Annotated in this window: 18 protein-coding genes; 9 read left to right on the top strand and 9 right to left on the bottom strand. The window is 71.2% G+C overall.

All coding sequences use genetic code 11. From position 1 onward, the window contains the following. Positions 1 to 13: 13 nt before the first annotated feature. Both ACYVJ0_RS03525 and nucS read right to left on the bottom strand, forming a co-directional pair. Positions 14 to 682 (bottom strand): HAD hydrolase-like protein, encoded by a 669-nt coding sequence (locus ACYVJ0_RS03525; protein ID WP_460816035.1) that lies wholly within the window; start codon positions 680 to 682, stop codon positions 14 to 16. Positions 683 to 774: 92 nt separating this feature from the next. Further along, on the bottom strand, positions 775 to 1,470 hold the full coding sequence (gene nucS / locus ACYVJ0_RS03520) for an endonuclease NucS (RefSeq protein ID WP_460816034.1): 696 nt from the start codon (positions 1,468 to 1,470) through the stop codon (positions 775 to 777). A gap of 77 nt (positions 1,471 to 1,547) precedes the next feature. On the opposite strand from nucS, the gene ACYVJ0_RS03515 reads away from it, so the two are divergent. The 7 genes from ACYVJ0_RS03515 to mnhG all read left to right on the top strand — a co-directional run bounded on the left by ACYVJ0_RS03515 (position 1,548) and on the right by mnhG (position 8,763). Next, positions 1,548 to 2,312, top strand: a complete 765-nt coding sequence (locus ACYVJ0_RS03515; RefSeq protein ID WP_449853002.1) for an LLM class oxidoreductase — start codon at positions 1,548 to 1,550, stop codon at positions 2,310 to 2,312. A 105-nt stretch (positions 2,313 to 2,417) separates the two neighbouring features. After that, positions 2,418 to 5,393, top strand: coding sequence for a Na+/H+ antiporter subunit A (locus ACYVJ0_RS03510; RefSeq protein WP_460816033.1), 2,976 nt, complete (start codon positions 2,418 to 2,420; stop codon positions 5,391 to 5,393). Then, positions 5,390 to 6,004, top strand: coding sequence for a Na(+)/H(+) antiporter subunit C (locus ACYVJ0_RS03505; protein WP_460816031.1), 615 nt, complete (start codon positions 5,390 to 5,392; stop codon positions 6,002 to 6,004). Before ACYVJ0_RS03510 ends, ACYVJ0_RS03505 begins: the two co-directional genes overlap by 4 nt. After that, positions 6,001 to 7,563: a Na+/H+ antiporter subunit D gene (locus ACYVJ0_RS03500; RefSeq protein WP_460816030.1), complete on the top strand. Its 1,563-nt coding sequence runs from the start codon at positions 6,001 to 6,003 to the stop codon at positions 7,561 to 7,563. The genes ACYVJ0_RS03505 and ACYVJ0_RS03500 overlap by 4 nt, the downstream gene beginning before the upstream one ends. Then, a complete protein-coding gene (locus ACYVJ0_RS03495) occupies positions 7,560 to 8,159 on the top strand; it encodes a Na+/H+ antiporter subunit E (RefSeq protein WP_460816028.1) in 600 nt (199 codons plus the stop codon). Before ACYVJ0_RS03500 ends, ACYVJ0_RS03495 begins: the two co-directional genes overlap by 4 nt. Continuing rightward, entirely contained in the window at positions 8,156 to 8,419 is a 264-nt protein-coding gene (locus ACYVJ0_RS03490; protein ID WP_449853007.1) for a monovalent cation/H+ antiporter complex subunit F, read from the top strand. The genes ACYVJ0_RS03495 and ACYVJ0_RS03490 overlap by 4 nt, the downstream gene beginning before the upstream one ends. Beyond that, on the top strand, positions 8,416 to 8,763 hold the full coding sequence (gene mnhG / locus ACYVJ0_RS03485) for a monovalent cation/H(+) antiporter subunit G (protein ID WP_460816026.1): 348 nt from the start codon (positions 8,416 to 8,418) through the stop codon (positions 8,761 to 8,763). The genes ACYVJ0_RS03490 and mnhG overlap by 4 nt, the downstream gene beginning before the upstream one ends. 6 nt (positions 8,764 to 8,769) lie before the next feature. Here mnhG and ald read toward each other — a convergent pair whose 3' ends face one another. Beyond that, complete coding sequence (gene ald, locus ACYVJ0_RS03480; RefSeq protein WP_460816024.1) at positions 8,770 to 9,867, bottom strand: alanine dehydrogenase; 1,098 nt, start codon at positions 9,865 to 9,867, stop codon at positions 8,770 to 8,772. A 122-nt stretch (positions 9,868 to 9,989) separates the two neighbouring features. Between ald and ACYVJ0_RS03475 the strand changes: the two genes are divergently transcribed. Next, positions 9,990 to 10,499, top strand: a complete 510-nt coding sequence (locus tag ACYVJ0_RS03475) for an Lrp/AsnC family transcriptional regulator (protein WP_460816022.1) — start codon at positions 9,990 to 9,992, stop codon at positions 10,497 to 10,499. Between the two features lie 23 nt (positions 10,500 to 10,522). Here ACYVJ0_RS03475 and ehuA read toward each other — a convergent pair whose 3' ends face one another. From ehuA to ehuB, 4 genes are read right to left on the bottom strand one after another with little or no spacing between them, the layout of a single operon-like run. Continuing rightward, the gene (ehuA, locus tag ACYVJ0_RS03470; protein WP_449853011.1) at positions 10,523 to 11,338 is read right to left on the bottom strand and encodes an ectoine/hydroxyectoine ABC transporter ATP-binding protein EhuA; all 816 of its coding nucleotides are present in this window, start codon (positions 11,336 to 11,338) and stop codon (positions 10,523 to 10,525) included. Then, positions 11,322 to 11,981: an ectoine/hydroxyectoine ABC transporter permease subunit EhuD gene (gene ehuD / locus ACYVJ0_RS03465; RefSeq protein ID WP_460816020.1), complete on the bottom strand. Its 660-nt coding sequence runs from the start codon at positions 11,979 to 11,981 to the stop codon at positions 11,322 to 11,324. The genes ehuA and ehuD overlap by 17 nt, the downstream gene beginning before the upstream one ends. Next, entirely contained in the window at positions 11,978 to 12,703 is a 726-nt protein-coding gene (gene ehuC / locus ACYVJ0_RS03460; RefSeq protein WP_449853013.1) for an ectoine/hydroxyectoine ABC transporter permease subunit EhuC, read from the bottom strand. Before ehuC ends, ehuD begins: the two co-directional genes overlap by 4 nt. A gap of 18 nt (positions 12,704 to 12,721) precedes the next feature. After that, a complete protein-coding gene (gene ehuB / locus ACYVJ0_RS03455; RefSeq protein ID WP_460816019.1) occupies positions 12,722 to 13,603 on the bottom strand; it encodes an ectoine/hydroxyectoine ABC transporter substrate-binding protein EhuB in 882 nt (293 codons plus the stop codon). A 209-nt stretch (positions 13,604 to 13,812) separates the two neighbouring features. On the opposite strand from ehuB, the gene ACYVJ0_RS03450 reads away from it, so the two are divergent. Further along, the gene (locus ACYVJ0_RS03450; RefSeq protein WP_460816017.1) at positions 13,813 to 14,574 is read left to right on the top strand and encodes a GntR family transcriptional regulator; all 762 of its coding nucleotides are present in this window, start codon (positions 13,813 to 13,815) and stop codon (positions 14,572 to 14,574) included. Between the two features lie 7 nt (positions 14,575 to 14,581). On the opposite strand, the gene ACYVJ0_RS03445 is transcribed toward ACYVJ0_RS03450, so the two are convergent. Both ACYVJ0_RS03445 and ACYVJ0_RS03440 read right to left on the bottom strand, forming a co-directional pair. Then, positions 14,582 to 15,580 carry a PHP domain-containing protein gene (locus ACYVJ0_RS03445; protein WP_460816016.1) on the bottom strand — a complete coding sequence of 333 codons (999 nt, stop codon included), beginning with the start codon at positions 15,578 to 15,580 and terminating at the stop codon, positions 14,582 to 14,584. A 125-nt stretch (positions 15,581 to 15,705) separates the two neighbouring features. Then, positions 15,706 to 16,125, bottom strand: coding sequence for a VOC family protein (locus ACYVJ0_RS03440; RefSeq protein ID WP_460816014.1), 420 nt, complete (start codon positions 16,123 to 16,125; stop codon positions 15,706 to 15,708). Positions 16,126 to 16,152 lie beyond the last annotated feature (27 nt).

Raw genomic sequence — 16,152 nt, 5'->3', positions numbered from 1 at the left:
TCCGTGTGGGCGATCAGTCGGTGAGAAGCAGCTCGCGCAGCTGGCCGGCGTCGTCGACCACCGCGCTCGCGCCCTCCTCCTCGCCCGGGTTGCCAAAGCCCCAGCGGGCGAAGATCACGGGCACGCCGAGGGCGGCGCCGCCGTCCACGTCGTGATGGCGGTCGCCCACGAGCACGGGGCGCGACACATCGACGCCGGCCTCGGTGAGGCGATCCAGCGCGCGGCGCATCACGTCGGTCTTGGTGTCGAGCACGGTCGCCTCGGCGCGGGCGCCGACGATCGTGACGAAGCACGACGTGAGGCCGTAGTGCTCGAGGATCGCCTTCACCTGGTTCTCGGGTTTCGTGCTCGCGGTGGCCTGGGGGACCCCCGCCTCGTGCAGCGCGCGGATCAGGTCGGCCACGCCGTCATACAGGCGCACTGAGGCGGCGTAGCCGTCGCGCGCCGCGAGCTCGCGGTACCTCCGCACCGCCTCGACGGCCTCGTCGGGCGAGAGCAGGCCGCGCACCTCGAACGACTCGAGCATGGGAGGGCCGATCCAGTGCCGCAGCTCCTCGGGCTCCGGGGGCGTGCGGCCGAGCTGCGTGAGCACCTCGGTGATGCGGGGCAGGATGCCGGCGGAGGCGTCGGCGACCGTGCCGTCGACGTCCCAGAGGACGCAGGACCAGGGGGACGACGACATGCCTCGAGCCTATCGCCCGCGAACCCGCACCCGATCGTCGAGCCCGCGCCCGATCCGGGGCGGGTTCGCGGAACGAGGGCGGGTTCGCGGATTCAGAACAGGCGGGGCACGCCCGACTCGATGCCCTTCATGTCGTCGTAGTCGAGCACGAGGCACGTGATGCCGCGGTCCTCGGCCAGCACGCGCGCCTGCGGCTTGATCTCCTGGGCGGCGAACACGCCCCGGATGCCCGTGAGGATCGGATCCCGCCCCAGCAGCTCGAGGTATCGGGTGAGCTGCTCGACGCCGTCGATGTCGCCGCGGCGCTTCACCTCGACGGCGATCGGCGCGCCCTGCGCGTCGCGCACGAGCAGGTCGACCGGGCCGATCGCGGTGGGGTACTCGCGGCGCACGAGGGTCGCGCCCTCCACGATCCGGTCCACCTGCTCGGCCAGCAGGCGCTGCAGGTCGGACTCGACGCCGTCCTTGATGAGGCCGGGGTCCACGCCGAGGTCGTGCGAGGAGTCGCTGAAGATCTCGTGGATCCGCACCGTCAGCGCGTCGCCGGTCTTCTGGTGCGTCACCTTCCACACCTCGACGACGCCCGCCTCGGCGAGCTCCTCCTCCGGCGCCATCACGTCGACGCGGCACGGCGGGCTCATCCAGTTCAGCGGCTTGTACGAGCCGCCGTCGGAGTGGATGAGCACGCTGCCGTCGCCCTTGTGCATGAGCACGCGCTTGGCGAGCGGCAGGTGCGCGTTGAGCCGGCCGGTGTAGTCCACGGAGCACTGGGCGATGACGAGGCGCACCGGATGAGCCTACCCGCCACCCCTCCCCGCGGTCGCCGCCCCTGCCGCCGGCCGGCGCGCGCGGATAGGTTGAGGTCATGCGCATCGGGTACGGGATCACGGGTGGGCTGGCGGTGGAGACGGTACGGGCGATCGCGCCCGAGCTCGAGAGGGCGGGCGTCGACACCCTCTGGGTGAACCAGCCGGGGCGGCACGGCGACGCGCTGGGCGCCATGGCCGCGGCCGCCGCCGAGACGACGACGCTGCGCGTGGCCGCCGGCGTGATCCCGGTGGACCTGTACCCGGCGGACGAGATCGTCGCGCGGGTGCGCGCGCTGCGGCTGCCGCCGGAGCGCACGGTGATCGGCATCGGGGCGAGCGCGAAGCCGAGCCCGCTCACGACCGTGGGCGAGGCGGCGGCGCGGCTGCGGGCGGACCTCGGCGTGCCGGTCGTCGTGGGCGCGCTGGGCCCGCGGATGCGGCGGCTCGGCGTGACCGAGGCCGACGGCGTGCTCCTGAACTGGCTCACCCCGGAGGCCGCGCGGCAGGCGCGGGCGGATCGCGACGCCGACGACCCCGAGGGCGGCTCGCAGCTCGCCCTCTACGTGCGCACGGCGCTGCCGCCGGCACACGACCGGCTGCGGGAGGAGGCGGAACGGTACGGCGCGATCCCCACCTACGCGGCGAACTTCGCCCGGTACGGGTACGAGCCCGCCGCCTCCGCGATCCTTGCCGATGATCCGGCGGACATCCCGTCGCGACTGCGGGAGTACGAGGGGATCGTCGACGAGGTCGTCGTGCGCGGGATCACGGCCGCCGACGACGCCGCGGAGCACCTCGAACTCATCCGGGCGCTGGCATGACATTCCCGCGGCGGAATGGATCGACCAGCGCCGCCACGGCAGTGCCCGCTAGAATAGACAAAAGCCCACGATGACCCCTGCTCGGCAGAGCGAGAGGAGCCGCCCATGCTCGCTCTGCTGCTGTCGTTCGCGGTGGGCTCCGTCCTCACGGCGCTGCTCGCGCGGCCGCTCGGCCCCCTCGTCTTCCTCGTCGCCGCCGTGTTCCCCCTCGCGGCCTTCGTGCACACGGTGCTGCAGCTGCCGTTCGTGGCGGGCGGCGGGGTCGTCACCGAGTCGTGGGTGTGGATCGAGGCGCTCGACATCCACCTCTCCATGCAGCTCGACGCGCTCGGGGCGCTGATGGCGCTCATCGTCACGGGCGTCGGCGCCCTCGTGATGATCTACTGCGTCGTCTACTTCCGCGGCACGGCCGACGGGATCGGGCGCTTCGCCGGCGTGCTGCTCGCGTTCGCCGGAGCGATGTACGGGCTCGTGCTCACGGACGACCTCGTGCTGCTCGTGATGTTCTGGGAGGCGACGAGCATCCTGTCGTACCTCCTGATCGGGCACAACCACCTGCGCGCCGCAAGCCGCCGCGCCGCGCTGCAGGCGCTCCTCGTGACGACGCTCGGCGGGCTCGTGATGCTCGTGGGCGTCGTGATGCTCGTCGCCGTCAGCGGCACGACGAGCATCTCGGCCCTGCTCGCCGATCCGCCGGCGGGCGCGATGGTGAACACGGCGCTCGTGCTCGTGCTCGTGGGCGCGCTGAGCAAGTCGGCCATCTTCCCCTTCCACTTCTGGCTGCCCGGCGCGATGGCGGCGCCCACGCCGGTGAGCGCCTATCTGCACGCGGCGGCCATGGTGAAGGCGGGCGTCTACCTGCTCGCCCTGTTCGCGCCCTTCTTCGCCGAGACGGGGCCGTGGCGGCCCATCGTCGTCTCGCTCGGGCTGCTCACGATGCTGCTCGGCGGCGTCCAGGCCCTGCGCGAGAACGACCTGAAGCGCATCCTCGCGTTCGGCACCGTGAGCCAGCTCGGGTTCATCGCGGTCGTCGTGGGCTTCGGCACGCGCGACGCGGCGCTCGCGGGCGGGGCGCTCGTGCTCGCGCACGCCCTGTTCAAGTCGACGCTCTTCCTCGTCGTCGGCGTCATCGACCGGCAGCTGTCCACGCGCGACGTGGACGAGCTCAGCGGGCTCGCGCGGCAGGCGCCCACGATGGCGATCGTCTCGCTCGTGGCCGTGGCGTCGATGGCCGGCGTCGCACCCACGCTCGGCTTCGTCGCCAAGGAGGCCGCGCTCACCGCGCTCGTCGACGACGCGCTCGCCGGCGGCGGGTGGGGCTGGGCCGCGCTCATCGGGGTGTCGCTCGGGTCGGTGCTCACGGTGGCCTACGGCATCCGCTTCCTGTGGGGCGCCTTCTGGGTCAAGCGCGACGGGGCCGGGCACCCCCGGCCCACGACCGAGTGGCCCGATCCGCCGCTCGGCTTCCTCGCCGCCCCCATCACCCTGGCCGTCCTGGCGCTCGCGGGCGGATTCGCGGGGCCGTGGATCGAGCGGCTCCTCGTGCCGTACGCCGATACGGCACCGGGCGAGGCGCACGGGCACCTCGTGCTGTGGCACGGCCTGCAGCCCGCGCTGTTCATCTCGCTCGGCACGCTCGCCCTCGGCGCGCTCGTGTTCTGGGCCGCCCGTGCGAGCCGCTGGGACGCGTCCGGCCGGGTGCTGCCGTTCACGGCATCGGACGTGTACTTCCTCGCCGTGCGCGCCGTCGATCGCCTGTCGGTGATCGTCACGCGCTTCACGCAGCGCGGATCGCTCCCCATCTACGTCGGCACGGTGTTCCTCGTCTTCATCGCGGCCGAGGGCACGGTGCTGCTCGCGGGCCGCGAGTGGCGCGTCGAGCTCGACGCCTGGCAGCACCCCCTCCAGCTCGCCGCCGCACCGATCATGATCCTCGCGGGGATCATCGCCGTGATGGCCCGCAAGCGCTACACGGGCGTCGTGCTCGTCTCGGTCACGGGCCTCGGCATGGTCGCCCTGTTCGCGAGCATGGGCGCGCCCGATCTCGCGCTCACGCAGGTGCTCGTCGAGGCGGTCACGCTCGTGGCGTTCGCGCTCGTGCTGCGCCGGCTGCCCTCGCGGCTGGGCGCCCACAGCGGCAGCTCGGTGCCGCTGCTGCGCGCCGTGATCGGCGTCGCCGTCGGCGTGACCATGGCGTTCCTCGTCGTCATCGCCACGGGCGCGCGCGTGCACGAACCGGTGTCGGCGTCGTGGACCGAGCTCGCGTACGAGATCGGGCACGGCAAGAACGTCGTCAACGTCGCGCTGGTCGACCTGCGCGGGTGGGACACGATGGGCGAGCTGTCGGTGCTCGTGCTCGCCGCGACGGGCGTCGCCTCGCTCGTGTTCGTGACGCATCGCACCGACAACACCCTCACCCGCCTGAGCCGGCGGCTGCCGCTGCGCAGCCGGATCGCCGCGAACAAGGCCTCGCGCCGGCCGCTCGTCGAGACCACCGACGGCCTGCGCCCGCAGACGGCCGACAACCGCGACAGCCCGCGCGCCTGGCTCGTGGGCGGTCAGAAGCTGCGCGCCGAATCGCGCTCGATCATCCTCGAGGTGGTCGTGCGGGTCCTGTTCCACACGATCATCGTCGTGTCGATCTACCTGCTCTTCGCCGGCCACAACCTGCCGGGCGGCGGCTTCGCCGGCGGCCTCGTGGCGGGCATGGCCCTCGTCATGCGCTACGTGGCCGGCGGGCGCTGGGAGCTGGGCGCGGCCGCGCCGGGCGACGCCGGCCAGCTGCTGGGCGTGGGCATGATCCTGGCCGTCGGCACGGCGCTCGCCCCCATGCTCTTCGGCCTCGACCCGCTCACCCGGGCGGTGTGGGAGGCCGACCTGCCGGTGGTCGGCCACATCGAGTTCGTCAGCTCGACGATCTTCGACATGGGCGTCTACCTGGTCGTCATCGGGCTCGTGCTCGACGTGCTGCGCAGCCTCGGGGCCGAGGTCGACAAGCAGCTGAAGGAGTCCTCGGACAAGACGTTCCACAGCTCGCCGTCGCCCGATGCCCACACCGGCGGCGTGGAGGTGACGCGATGAGCGTCTCGCTCACCCTCGTGATCGTCATGGCCGCGCTGTACGCCGGCGGCGTCTACGCCATGCTCGAGCGCAGCCTGACGCGCGTGCTCATCGGGTTCCTGCTGCTGGGGAACGCGACGAACCTGCTGCTGCTCATCGTCATGGGCTTCCCGGGGACGGCGCCGTTCTACGGCGCGGACGAGCCGCAGAGCGATCCGCTGCCGCAGGCGCTCATGCTCACGGCCATCGTCATCACCTTCGCCGTGAGCGCGTTCCTGCTGGCCCTCATCTACCGCTCGTGGCAGCTGGGCCAGGCCGACACCGTCATGGACGACGCCGAGGACCTGGCGCTGCGCGAGACCGCGGCGGGCACCGAGGACGCCATGGAGGACGAGGCGGAGGACGCCGCCACCGAGGACGAGGCGACGACGGAGTTCGTCGACGGCGCGCCCATCCCGCTGCGCGTGCTCGGATCGGCCGACATGTCGGCGATCGCGGAGGACGCGCCCGTGGATATGCCGACGGGCGCATACGGCGTCGACGGGTCGGACGACGGGCCGAACGACGGGGACGGATCGGCGGCCGGCGGATCGGATGCCGGCGGATCCGGCGAGGGGGAGGGGAAGCGATGAGCTGGAGCCTCCTCGTGCCGATGCTCGTGGTGCTGCCCCTGCTGGGAGCGGCCGTCACGCTCGTCCTCGGCCATCACCGACGCTGGCAGGTGAGCGTGTCGATCGCCACGCTCACGCTGACCTTCGTCATCGCCGTCGTGCTGCTGCTCGTCGTCGATGCCGGCAACCCCCTCGCCGTGAGCGTGGCGGGCTGGGACCTGCCCTTCGGCATCGTGCTGTACGTCGACCGGCTGTCGGCCCTGCTCGTGGCCGTCTCGAGCGTCGTGCTGCTCGCCGTCCTCCTGTTCTCGGTCGGCCAGGGCGCCGCGGACGGCGACGACGAGACGCCCGTGTCGATCTTCCACCCCTCCTACCTCATCCTCGCGGCGGGCATCTTCGACGCCTTCATCGCCGGCGACCTGTTCAACCTCTACGTGGGCTTCGAGATCCTGCTCGTGGCCTCGTACGTGCTCATCACGCTCGGCAGCACGGAGTCGCGCATCCGCACCGGCACCGTGTACATCGTCGTATCGCTCGTGTCGAGCATCCTGTTCCTCTCGGCGATCGCGATGATCTACGGCGCGCTCGGCACGGTGAACATGGCGCACATCGCCGAGCGCATGGTCGAGCTGCCCGACGACGTGCAGCTGCTGCTGCACCTGCTGCTCGTGCTGGCCTTCGCCATCAAGGCGGCGGTGTTCCCGCTGTCGTTCTGGCTGCCCGACTCGTATCCGACGGCGCCCGCGCCCGTCACGGCCGTGTTCGCGGGCCTGCTGACGAAGGTGGGCGTGTACGCGCTCATCCGCACGGAGACGCAGCTGTTCCACGACAGCGACATCAATCCGCTGCTGCTGATCGTCGCGCTCGCGACGATGATCGTCGGCATCCTCGGCGCCGTGGCGCAGGCCGAGCTGAAGCGGATCCTCTCGTTCACGCTCGTGAGCCACGTCGGCTACATGGTGTTCGGGCTCGCGATCAGCACCGAGGCCGCCGTCGGCGCGACGATCTACTACATGGTCCACCACATCGTCGTGCAGACGACGCTGTTCCTCGCGGTCGGACTCATCGAGCGCCGCGCCGGGTCGACGTCGATCCTGAAGGTCAAGGGGCTCATGGCGACCGCTCCGCTCATCGCCGTGCTCTACTTCATCCCCGCCCTGAACCTCGGCGGGCTGCCGCCCTTCTCGGGCTTCCTGGGCAAGTACGCGCTGTTCGACGCGGCCGCCGAGCAGGGCGATCCGCTGATGTACGTGCTCATCGTGGGCGGGATCGTCACGTCCCTTCTCACGCTGTACGCGCTGATGCGGGCGTGGAACCTGTCGTTCTGGCGCGAGCAGGAGGACTCGAGCGAGACGGAGGCGCGCATCGCCTACCTCGGCGGATCGCCCGAGGCGCAGCAGCAGAGCGAGCGCCGGGTGATCCCGCGCATCATGACGGCCGCGACGGCCGGCATGGTCGTGCTCTCGGTGGGGCTGACGGTGTTCGCCGGGCCGCTGTACGCCATCTGCGACCGGATCGGCCAATCGCTGCTCCAGCCCATCTCGCTCGTCGAGCTCGATGATGCGGAGGCGCAGCCGTGATCGATCTCCGTGCCCGTCTGAAGCTGTTCTGGCGTCAGCTGCCGTTCTTCGTCTGGCTGGTCGTGCTCTGGATGCTGCTGTGGGGGCAGCTCACCATGCTCGCGCTCATCACGGGCGTGCTCGTCGCGATCTTCGTGAGCACGTGGTTCCGGCTTCCCGCCGCCCAGATGTCGGGGCGCGTCAACCTCTGGTACGGCGTGGTGTTCGGGGTGACGTTCCTCGTCGAGCTCGTCCAGGGTGCGCTGAGCGTGACGTGGGAGGTGCTGCGCCCCGGCCCGACGCGCGCCGCCATCATCCGGGTGCCGCTGCGCGTGGACGACGACCTGATCATGACGCACGTCGCCGTCGCCTCCTCCCTGATCCCCGGATCCACGGTGATCGAGGCGGACCGCGAGCGCCGGGTGGTCTACCTGCACGCGATCGGCATGAGGGACGAGGCGGCGGTCGAGGCGCAGCGCCGTCGCGTGCAGCACTGGGAGGAGCGCGCCGTCGCGGCCGTGGGCACGAGGGCTCAGCTGCGCGCGCTGCGCGACGGCGCCGAGCCCATCGCGGATCGCGCGGATCCGGATCACGCGGATGCGGGAGGTGCGGAATGACGGGCGTGCTCGTGACGATCATCGCCGTGGTCTTCGCCGCGGCGGCGGCGATCGCGCTCGTGCGCCTCGTGCGCGGGCCGTCGATCCTGGATCGCGCCGTGGCGAGCGATGTGCTGCTCACCGAGGTGATGTGCCTGATCGGGGCCGAGATGGTGATCAACCGTCACACCGAGACGCTGCCCATCATGCTGATCATCGCGGCCGTCGGCGTCTTCGGCACCGTGGCGGTGGCCCGTTTCGTGGCGAGGAGGGACCAGTGACCCTCGAATCCGTGCTCGACGCCGTCGCGCTGGTGCTCGTGCTGGCCGGCGCGCTGCTGTGCCTCGTCGCGTCGCTGGGCCTGCTGCGTCTGGGCGACGTGCTCTCGCGTCTGCACGCGGCGACGAAGCCGCAGGTGCTCGGGCTGCTGCTGATCGCCACGGCGATCGCCCTCACGATGCGGTCGTGGCCGGTGCTGGCGATGCTCGTGCCGGTCGTGCTCATCCAGCTGGCGACGGCCCCGCTGTCGGCGCACATGGTGGGCCGGCAGGCGTACCGCAACGGCACCTACAACCCCGAGAGCCTCATCGTGGACGAGCTGGCGCAGGAGCGCGACGAGAGCTGAGGCGGATCAGCTGGCCAGGGCGTAGCCGAAGGCGCTCGCGACGCCCGCGTTCGTGACCTTGCCGGCCCGCACGTTCAGGCCCTTGGCGAGGGCCGCGTCGGCCGCCGCGGCCGCGTCCCAGCCGCGGTCGGCGATCGCGGTGAGGTACGGCAGCGTGGCGTTCGTGAGCGCGCGCGTCGAGGTCTCGGGCACGGCACCGGGCATGTTGGCGACGCAGTAGTAGAGGGTGTCGTGCACCGCGAAGGTCGGGTCGTCGTGGGTCGTCGCGTGCGATCCCTCGAAGCAGCCGCCCTGGTCGATCGCGATGTCGACGAGCACGGCGCCGGGCTTCATGCCCGCGACCATGTCGTCGGTGACGAGCTTCGGCGCGGCAGCGCCGGGGATGAGCACCGACCCGATCACGAGATCCGCGTCGGCCAGCGCCTCGGCGATGGCGTAGCGCGTGGAGTGCGCGGTCTGCAGGCCGTTGCCGTAGCGGTGCTCCAGCTCGCGCAGCCGCGGCAGGTTCACGTCGAGCACGGTCACCTGCGCGCCGAGGCCGAGCGCATTCGCGGCGGCGTGCTCGCCGGCGACCCCGCCGCCGATGACGACGACCTTGCCGCGGCGCGTGCCGGCCACGCCGCCCAGCAGGGCGCCGCGCCCGCCCTGCGCGCGCATCAGGTGGTACGAGCCGACGGCGATCGACAGGCGGCCGGCGACCTCGCTCATGGGGGTGAGCAGCGGCAGCGACCGGTCGGGCAGCTGCACCGTCTCGTAGGCGACGGCCGTGGTGCCGGCGGCGACGAGCGCGTCGGTGAGCGGACGGTCGGCCGCGAGGTGCAGGTAGGCGAAGAGCGTGAGGTCGTCGCGCAGGTGCGGGTACTCCTCGGCGATCGGCTCCTTCACCTTCACGAGCAGCTCGGCATCGCCCCACACGTCGGCGGCGCTCGGCACGATCCGGGCGCCCGCGGCGGCGAAGTCGGCGTCCGAGATGCGCGAGCCGGCGCCGGCGCCGGCCTGCACGAGCACCTCGTGTCCGCGCCGCGCCAGGGCGTCGACCCCCGCGGGCGTGATGGCCACGCGGTTCTCGTTGTTCTTGATCTCGGTGGGAATGCCGACGCGCATCGGGGCTCCTCGTTCAGCGACACGGGTGTGCGGTTGCGTCGAGGATCGCAGGAGATTCGTTTCCGTCGCGTAACGGGCGAAGATCCTTCGACATCCTGTGTTCACCGCGTACGCTCGCCTGCATGACCGATGCGCTGGGGCCATCCGATCCGAAGAAGCTTCGGCCCATCGAGCTCGACGAGACGGACCAGCGGATCGTGGAGATCCTGGAGCGCGACGGCCGCATCACGAACGCCGGCCTCGCCGCCGCGCTCGACATCGCGCCGTCCACCGCGCACGCCCGCACGCGATCGCTCGTGGAGCGGGGCGTGATCACGGGCTTCCACGCGAGCGTCGACCACCGCCGGCTCGGGCGGGGCCTGCAGGCGATCATCGGCGTGACGCTGCGCGGCGGCACACGGCACGACAGCATCGTGAGCTTCGCGGACGAGGTGCGCGCGCTGCCGCAGGTCGTGCAGCTGTTCTTCCTGGGCGGCACCGACGACTTCATGGTGCACATCGCCGTGGGCGACTCCAGCGAGGTGCGGCAGTTCGTCGTCGACAACCTGTCGACGCAGGCGTTCGTCGCCGCGACCCGGACGAGCCTCATCTTCGAGTACCACCGCAACGGCGTCGCGGCGAGCTTCAGCTGAGGGGCCCGGTCAGGGCGCAGCGCTCAGAGCACGGCGGAGAGGAAGTCCTTCGTGCGCTGCTCGTCGGGGGAGCCGAAGATCTTCTCCGGGGAGCCCTCCTCCACGATCCGGCCGCCGTCGAACATCAGCACCCGGTTGGACACGTCGCGCGCGAACTGCATCTCGTGCGTGACGATGAGCATCGTCACGTCGGTGGTGGCGGCGACGTCGCGGAGGATGTTCAGGACCTCGCCGACGACCTCGGGGTCCAGCGCGCTCGTGACCTCGTCGAGAAGCAGGATCTCGGGCTCCATGGCGAGGGCGCGGGCGATCGCCACGCGCTGCTGCTGCCCGCCCGACAGCGAGGTGGGGTGCGCGTCCTCCTTGTCGGGCAGGCCGACCTTCTCCAGCAGCTGCCGGCCGCGGGCGATCGCCTCGTCCTTCGACAGCCCGAGCACGTGCACGGGCGCCTCGATGATGTTCTGCATCACCGTCATGTTCGGGAAGAGGTTGAACTGCTGGAACACCATGCCGATGCGCTTGCGCATCTCGTTGCGGTGCTTCTCCTTGAGCGCCACGCGCCGGTCGCCGCGACGGGCGTGCGTCAGCGGCTGCCCGTCGATGAGGATGTACCCCGCGTCGGCCTCCTCGAGCGTCATGAGGAGGCGCAGGATCGTCGTCTTCCCCGATCCGCTCGGGCCGATGAGCGTGACGCGGTCGCCCCGGCGCACAGTGAAGTCGAGGTCGTGTAGCACGACGTGGTCGCCGAACCGCTTCTCGACCTTGTCGAATCGGATGGCCGGCACCTCGCCGTCGCTCAGCGCGATGGCTCCGGTGTGGGTCTCAGGAACGGTAGGCAAGTCGCTTCTCCAATCGCCCGATGAGGACGGATGTCGGGTAGCTCGCGGCCAGGAAGATGAGGCCCGCGAGGGTGATCGCCTCGATGTAGCGGAAGTGCTGGCCGCCGTACAGCTGCGCGGCGCGCACGAGCTCGGTCACGGTGATGACCGCGAGGAACGGCGTGTCCTTGAACATCGAGATCACGTAGTTGCCGAGCGCCGGCAGGGTCGATCGCACCGCCTGCGGGATGACGACGGCGGTCCACGTGCGCCGCGGCGACATCGACAGGGCCGTGGCGGCCTCCCACTGGCCGCGCGGCACGGCGTCGATCCCGGCCCGGTACACCTCGGCCATGTAGCTGGCGTAGTGGATGCCGAAGATGACGATCCCCAGCACGATCGGCGGCACGCTCGTGAGGGCGTAGTACGCGAACAGCAGTTGCACGACGATGGGCGTCATCCGCACGAAGTTCATGACGAACGCGACGACGCCGGCGACGGGGCGCGGCGCCGTGCGGCGCACGAGCGCGACGACGAGGCCGAGCAGCGCGGCGATGGTGCTGCCGACCACCGTCACGAGCAGCGTGACGGTGAAGAAGCCCTGCAGCAGCTGCGGCAGCGCCGCGAGCGCGTGGTCCCAGTTCCAGGGGCTCTCGTCGATCATGCGGCGGTCCCCTTCGTGTCGGCCTTCGCGAAGCGCAGCGCTTCACGCAGCGACTCGCCCTGCCCGAGGCGGTGCTTGGCGCGCACCTCGAGCGCGTTCATGACGAGGCTCAGCAGGTAGGCCAGGGCGAAGTACAGGATGAGGCCGATGCTGTATGCGAAGAACACGTCGGTGTCGACGCGCAGCCTGTTCAGCTCGGCCGTCAGGTCGACGATCGTGATGAGGTACACGGCCGCCGTGCCCTTGAGCAGCTGGATCAGCAGGTTGTTCAGCGACGGGATCATGAGCGCCCACGCCTGGGGGAAGATCACCCGGCGCATGCGCTGGAAGCGCGACAGGCTCAGGGCCGTCGTCGCCTCCCACTGCCCTGCGGGAACCGCATTGATCGATCCGCGCACCACCTCGGCGCCGTACGCGCCGTAGTTCAGGCCCAGCGCGACGATGCCCACGAGCACCGGCTCCATCTCGAGGTTGATGGGCGGCAGCGGCAGCACGAAGAACAGGAAGAACAGCTGCACGAGCAGCGACGTGCCCCGGAAGAACTCGATGAAGACGCGCGCGATGCCGCGGATCAGGATGTTCTGGAAGCGGGCGAGCAGCCCGAAGACGACGGCGACGACGAACGCCAGGAGAGCGCCGCCCACGGTGAGCTCGAGGGTGATCAGCAACCCGTCGAGGATCCGCGGCAGCGCCCTCCCGAGCGCCTCGAGATTATCGGTCACGAGTGGTCCGCGCCCCGCTTACTCGAGCTCGCCGGCGCAGAGCTGCTCGGCGGTCAGGTCGGCCGGCGGCAGGTTCTCGGCGGTGAAGCCGAACGGCTCCACGAGGTCCAGGTAGGCCTGCTCGTCGCCCTTGATCTTCTCGAGCTCGGCGTTGTAGGCCTCGAGCAGCGCGGTGTCCTGCTTGCGGAACACGGTCGAGCCCGCGCCGATCTGCTCGACGCCGTCGATCTCCTGCACGAACGGCTCCGTGGTCTCGAGGTCGTCCATGTCCTCGGTCATCCAGTTGAGCGACACGGCGGTGAGCGCGAAGGCGTCGGCGCGCCCGGTCTGCACGGCCTCGAGGCCGGAGCTGGCGGTGTCGACCTCGATCTTGTCCGAGATCCCGAGCTCGTCGGCGTAGCCGTCCTCGATCGCACCCGACTGCACCGCGAGCGTCACGCCGTCGGCCGCGGCGACCGAGTCGAGATCCGTGAGGCCCTGCGGGTTGCCGACCGGCACGGCCAGCGCGGTGGTGTACATGATCTCCGGCTCGCTGAACGCCGCCTCGGCGCAGCGGTCGGGAAGGATCGACATGCCCGCGCTGATGACGTCCCAGCGGCCGGCGTTGAGACCGGGGATGAGGTTGTCCCAGGCGACCTCCTCGACCTCGATGTCGTCGATGCCGAGGTTGCCGAAGATCTCCTTGTGCATCGCGATGGTGGCGCCGGTGGGCTCGCCGCTCTCGTCCACCCATGAGTAGGGGCGCTCGGAGGCCACCGCGAGGGTGATGCTGCCCTCCTCCTGTGCGCGCTCAAGCGTGCTGGCGTCGGGGTCGTTCGCGGTCGAGGAGCAGCCGGCGAGTGCCAGGGCCGCCACCGCCGCGGTCGACATTCCGATCGTGGTCAGGGTCCGCTTCGTCATCGATGCTCCTCTTCTCTGTGCTGCGGCGCGTTGCACCGGCGACCCTCGGGTGGGCCGTCGATCACCTTACGGAGTTTGCGTACACATGTACATTCGACGGCGCTGATTGTTGACAGATATACCGTATCGTTACCATGAGACGGCAGGGTCCGGATGGAGGCGAAGGAGGCGATTAGGATCGGCGCAGGCAGCGGAACGGAAGGACGGGGATGACCGGCAGGGCGCGAGGGAGCCAGAGCTCCGTCTTCCGGGTGGCGCGCACCTCGACGGCCCATCTCATCGCGGTGGAGCTGCGCAAGGCCATCCGCTCGGGTGCGCTGCCCGTCGGCGCGCAGATCGGCGAGGTGGAGATCGCCGAGCAGCTCGGCGTGAGCCGCGGACCGCTGCGCGAGGCCGCGCAGCGCCTCGTCGAGGAAGGCGTGCTGACCTCGGTGCCCGGACGCGGGCTGCGGGTGACCACCATCGGGCCCGAGGAGGTGGCCGACGTCTACGAGGCGCGGCTGGCGGTGGAGGGGCAGGCCATCCGGAGGATCGTGCGCGACGAGCGGATGTCGTCGGTCGATGCGATCGAGCGCGCGTACGAGGATCTGGTACGTCGCAGCGCCGGCGACGACGCGATCGACGCGGGCAACGCGGATCTCGAGTTCCACCAGACGCTGGTCGACGCCTCGGGCAGCCCGCGTCTGAGCCGCGCGATGACCACGCTGGCGCTCGAGACGCGCATCGCCGCGTTCAGCGCGCCCGACGGGTACTCGGTGCGCCGCGAGGTGTCCGAGACGTATCGCTCGCTGATCGGCGCCCTCCGCGACGGCGATGCCGAGCGCGCCGTCGCGGCGCTGGACGAGCAGTTCCGCGAGGCCGTGGCTCGGCTGCGGGGAGAGGTCGAGGTGGAGACCTTCGAGCCCGCCGACGGCGACCTGCCCGACGCGCTCACCCCCATCGGCTCGGAGGAGCTCGGCACGGGGGAGTAGCGGTGGCTCACCCGCGGTCGCGGTCGAGCCAGGTGCGCAGCCGCTCGAGCGGCCACGTCGTGATGATGCGGTCGGCCGGCACACCCGCGCGCTCGGCGCGCTCGGCCCCGTAGTCCAGCAGCGACAGCTGCCCGGGGGCGTGGGCGTCGCTGTCGATCGAGAAGAGGCAGTCGAGCTCGAGGGCGAGCGCGAGGAGCTCGTCGGGCGGATCCTGCCGCTCGGGTCGCGAGTTGATCTCCACGGCCACGCCGTGCTCCGCGCAGGCCTCGAACACCGCTCGCGCATCGAACTCCGAGGGCGGGCGTGTGCCCCGCGACCCCTCGACGAGCCGCCCCGTGCAGTGGCCCAGGACATCGGTGCGCGGGTTCCGGACGGCGGCGAGCATCCGCCTCGTCATGCTCCCCGCGTCCATCCGCAGCTCGGAATGGACGCTCGCCACCACGACATCGAGCCTGTCCAGCAGCGCGTCGTCCTGGTCCAGCCCGCCGTCGGCGAGGATGTCGACCTCGATCCCGCTGAGCAGGGTGAAGCCGTCGCCCGACTGCGTGGCCACGACCTCGAGCTGCCGCTCCAGGCGTTCGGCCGAGAGGCCGTTGGCGACGCGCAGGCGCGGGGAGTGATCGGTGAGCGCCAGGTACTCGTGCCCGAGGCGCCGCCCCGCCGCCGACATCGCGTCGATCGGCGTGAGGCCGTCTGACCAGTCGGAGTGGCAGTGCAGGTCGCCCCGCAGGGCCTCCCGCAGCGCGCTGCGCCCGGCCACGCCCGTGCGGGTGCGCAGCTCCGCGAGGTAGGACGGCACCTCGCCCGCGAGCGCCTCCTGGATCACGCGGAACGTCGTCTCCCCGATGCCGGGCCGCCGGCGCAGGGCCGCGGCATCGTTCAGCTCCTCGGCGGTGAGCCCCGCGATGACGTCGGCCGCGGTGCGGAAGGCCTTCGACTTGTAGCGCGACGACCGCTCGCGCTCCAACAGGAAGGCGATCTCGGTGAGCGCGTCGAGAGGATCCATGCGTGCCAGTCTGCCGGTGGGCCTGTGCGTGGGTGAAGCGGGTGTGTTGCGGTGGTCGCTTCATCTGCGCGGCCTCCGGCGCTCCGCTCCGCAACCGATCGGTTCCGCAACCCGGGCGGCGCGCGTCACTCCGCGGGCTGGTCGCCCGTGCTGCCGCCCTCGAGCATCCAGACGATGCCGAACTGGTCCTTCACCTGGCCGAAGTAGCTGCCCCACGGCGCCGGCTCGAAGGGGCGCTCGACCGTGCCGCCGTCGCTCAGCGCCTCGAAGCAGCGCTCGAGCTCGGCCTCGTCGTCGCCGTAGAGGCAGACCTCGACGTTGCCGCTCGTGCGGGCCTCCGGGCCGTCGGCCGCCATGAGCGTGATGCCGTTCTCCAGCTCGAGCTGGCCGTGCATCACCCAGTCCGGGTCGCCCGGCATGTCCTCCATCGGCATGTCGCGGTAGCGGGTGATGTCGAGCGAGCCGCCGAACACCGCCTGGTAGAACGCGAGCGCGTCGGCCGCCCGCCCGTTGAAGCCCATGTACGGCGAAACCTTGAACGCCATGATCCGATCCCCTCGTCGCTGAGCGCC

The organism is Microbacterium petrolearium, assembly GCF_054782875.1.
The sequence above is the reverse complement of the archived record's forward strand: the minus strand, read 5'-3'. Positions and strand labels throughout refer to the sequence as shown.